Source organism: Marinagarivorans sp. (assembly GCF_982758155.1).
Genome location: NZ_CEXWTU010000331.1, coordinates 1 through 4089 on the forward strand (window position 1 = coordinate 1; position 4089 = coordinate 4089).

At 49.4% G+C, this 4089-nt stretch carries 2 protein-coding genes; both read left to right on the forward strand.

The window, feature by feature from the left end; all coding sequences use genetic code 11:
- The coding region (locus tag AC3A8L_RS20380) for an MFS transporter (RefSeq protein ID WP_487964109.1) at positions 1–1525 on the forward strand (1525 nt) is incomplete at its 5' end.
- A gap of 124 nt (positions 1526–1649) precedes the next feature.
- Positions 1650–4034, forward strand: a complete 2385-nt coding sequence (locus tag AC3A8L_RS20385) for a GH36-type glycosyl hydrolase domain-containing protein (RefSeq protein ID WP_487964110.1) — start codon at positions 1650–1652, stop codon at positions 4032–4034.
- Positions 4035–4089: the final 55 nt, after the last annotated feature.

The window sequence follows — 4089 nt, forward strand, 5'->3', positions numbered from 1 at the left end:
ATTCTTTTATACTGATATTTTTGGCATCTCGGCAGCAGCAGCCGGCACCATGTTCTTGATCACCAAAATTGTAGACGCCTGTACTGACCCCGCCATGGGTGCCATTGCCGACAGGACAAATACCCGGTGGGGTAAATTTCGCCCTTACTTACTCTTTGGGGCACTACCAATGGCTGGCGCAGCCATCTTGACCATGACCACTCCCGATTTTGATGAAGGCGGTAAGCTAATTTGGGCTTACGGTACTTATTCATTGATGATGATTTGCTACACCTTGATTAGCACACCCTACTCATCATTAGCTGGAGTTATCACTGCTGACCCAGATCAGCGCAACTCAATTTTTGGCATTCGCTTCTTCTTCGCTTACGCCACAGGCACAATCGTAGGTCTATTCACACCATCATTAGCTGCAAGCTTTGCCACTGAAGGCGACCCAGCAAGCGGCTGGCAAATGACCATGGCGCTATACGCATCTGTTGCCACTATCCTTTTTTGGATTACCTTTGCCAGCACGAAAGAGCGTGTTACACCACCCGCAGGCCAAAAAACTAACCCTATAGATGACATTAAAGATTTAATAAACAACAAGCCCTGGGTCATTCTTTTTGCTCTAGCCATGATCATTATGATGACCATCGTATTTCGCGGTAGCTCAGCGACCTACTACTTCAAATACTTTGTAGAACGCCCCGACTTAATGGGCCCTTATATTGGATTCCAAATGGCTGCTTATGCGGTGGGTTGCTTAGCGGCACCTTACCTGGCTCGCTGGATTACAGACAAAGCCAAATTATTAATGCTACTAATGACCATTGTTGCTGTTTTTAGTATTGTTTTTGCTTTTGTCCCGAAACCAGATCGGACTGGCGTAGTTACCTTAAACCAAGATGGCGCAATAACCCTGCAAGCCGAAACCCTATTGGGGGAGCCGGTAAGTGAAGGCGAGAGCGTTATATGGTACGAACACAAACCTTACTTAAAACTATTCACTAAACGTGAAGCGATGAGCGAGCAAAGTGGGACATTAGCCCTCCCTGAGGCAACTAGTGGTCGAGCTTTTAGTGTGGTTAAAACCGACAACCAAGGCGTCGAGCTAGACAGCTCCAGCTGGCCTATCGAAATTCTTATTATGTTTATTTTGAATGTACTCATTAGCTTAGCGCTTGGCCCCAAATCCCCCATCGCTTGGTCCATGTATGCCGACGCAGCCGATTACAACGAATGGAAGACCGGCCGCCGCGCTACCGCAATGACCTTCTCGGCAGCCACCTTCTCACAAAAATTGGGCGGAGCTTTAGGCTCGGCCGGCGTACTATGGGTATTAGCCTCTGTAGGCTACGCCGCCAACCAAATTCAAGAAGGTGCCTCACTTAGTAGCATTGTATGGCTGCAAACCTTGGTCCCAGCCTTCTTTGCGATTGTAGCGGTAGTTTGCCTTAAGTTTTACGACTTAAGCGCGACCAAGCTGCAGCAAATACAAAAAGACTTACAAGAGCGTAACGAAGGTAAAGCAGCCGAATAACCGCCACCCCTTCAACGCAACACCAAGCGCCGCTCGCATTTTGCTAGCGGCGTTTTTTACGTATTAATACACGCATTTTCGCAGCACGATATGCACGATTCACACATCAGCCAAGGAACCCGTAATGACTACGACTCCCTTTTTGCACGCCGCCGCCGATGATGGCCAGCGCTACAACCTTACCAGCCCAACTGCCATGCCACGGGCGGCTGCGTTCCTGTGGAACCAGCAAATGATGATTCAGGTTAACTGCCGTGGCTTTGCAATTGCACAGCATATGCAACCAGAGCCCGGCAAGTATGCTTACGCACCAAATCTAGAAGCAAAAACCTTCATGCAGCCAGAGCAACCTTACTTTGCTCATCATCCCGGTCGCTTCGTATACATAAAAGATGAAGAAACCGGTGAGATATTCTCTGCCCCCTATGAGCCTGTAAGGAAAAAAGCCGAGAGCTTTACCTTTTCGGCAGGGCAAAGCGATATTACATGGTTTGTGAAAGATGCCGGCGTCGAAGTTACCTTAACCGTAAGCCTCCCCACCGAAGACGTGGTTGAACTGTGGTCGCTCAAAGTAAAAAATGTAAGCGGCAAAGCCCGCAAGTTGAGCGTTTACCCCTTCTTTACTATTGGCTTTATGAGCTGGATGAACCAAAGCGCGCTCTACCGCAAAGACCTCGGCGGTATTGTCGCTAGCTGCGTGACGCCCTACCAAAAAGTAAAAGATTACCCGATGATCAAAACGCTTAAAGATAAAACCTTCTTTTTGCACGATACCGAACCTACATCCTGGGAAGTAGCCCGCGAAGCCTTTGAAGGCGAAGGCGGCCTGCATAACCCCGACGGCCTTCAAAGCGAGCAACTCGCCAACGGCGATGCTATTTACGAAACTCCGGCTGCCGTTGTGCAATACCGCGAAGCATTAGAGGACGGAGAGGAAAAGCAATACCGATTCCTGTTTGGCCCCGCCCATAACGATGGCGAAATAGCACAACTACGCGACAAGTACTTTGCCGACGGTGCTTTTGAACAATCGGCCAGCGACTACGCCGCCTATCTCGCCAAAGGCAATGGTGTGCTTAAAATCAAAACGCCAGACGAAGGCCTTGATAACTTTGTGAACAACTGGCTAGGCCGCCAAGTTTATTACCACGGTGATGTAAACCGCTTAACCACCGACCCTCAAACGCGTAACTATATTCAAGACAATATGGGCATGACCTACATCATGCCGCAAGTTACACGCGCCGCTTTCTTACACGCATTAAGCCAACAAGAAGAAACGGGATCGATGCCAGATGGTATTTTGATTCACGAAGAAGCCGAGCTTAAATATATCAACCAAATTCCCCATACCGATCACTGCGTATGGGTGCCGGTTTGCCTACAAGCTTATTTAGATGAAACTGGCGATTACGCTATTTTAAGCGAGCCAGTAAAGAGCGCCGAAGGCGACAAAGTGGCCACCGTATTTGAACGCACCACCGATGCCATGCGCTGGCTATTGAAAGACCGCGACGAACGCGGCCTAAACTACATTGCCCAGGGCGACTGGTGCGACCCCATGAATATGGTCGGCTACAAAGGCAAAGGCGTTTCTGGCTGGCTATCCGTTGCTACCGCTTACGCACTAAAATTGTGGGCCAAAGTAGCGGTACAGCAAAATCAACAAGCCGTTGCTGATGAGCTATTAAGTGGCGCGGCCGACTTGACCAAAGCCGTTCAAACCCACCTATGGGATGGCGACTGGTTTGGCCGTGGTATTACGGATGACGGCGTAGTGTTTGGCATTAGCAAAGACGTAGAGGGCCGCATATTCTTAAACCCACAAAGCTGGGCTATGCTGGCTGACATCGTCACACCCGAACAACAAGCCAAAATGGTTAAAGCCATTGAAGAGCAACTCGAAACCCCCTACGGCGTAGCCATGTGCGCACCGGCCTTTACCAAAATGCGTGAAGACGTTGGCCGCGTAACCCAAAAATGGCCAGGCTCAGCCGAAAATGGCTCGGTTTACAATCACGCAGCTGTATTCTACATCTACAGCTTATATATCGCCGAAGGTGGTAAAAATGCCGAGCTTGGCGAGCGCGCCTTTAAGCTATTACGTCAGATGATCCCAGGCCCAGATACCGAAGATTACCTACAGCGTGGTCAAATGCCCGTCTATATCCCCAACTACTACCGCGGCGCTTACTACCAATTCCCTCGCACAGCCGGCCGCTCAAGCCAACTTTTTAACACTGGCACTGTTAGCTGGGTTTATCGCTCACTTATTGATGGCTTGTTTGGTGTTAAAGGCTGTGCACAAGGCCTAGAGATTGCCCCACAACTACCCAAAGCGTGGAGCGAGGCTAGCGCAACGCGACTATTCCGCGGCGCCACGTTTAACATCAACTACGTACGCGGCAGCAATTTTAATATCGCGGCTGAAGGTGTAACGGTTGAAGGTAATGTTATTAGCGGTTTTGAAACCGGCAAAACTTACAGCGTGACAGTTACCGTCGCATAAAGCCTAAGGGACGAGGAAACAATATTTCATCCACTAATGCTTGATATCGACATCC

What these genes read in the sequence shown, in the direction of transcription:
- AC3A8L_RS20385 (WP_487964110.1), top strand. Translation starts at nt 1,650, where the DNA reads ATGACTACGACTCCCTTTTTGCACGCCGCCGCCGATGATGGCCAGCGC.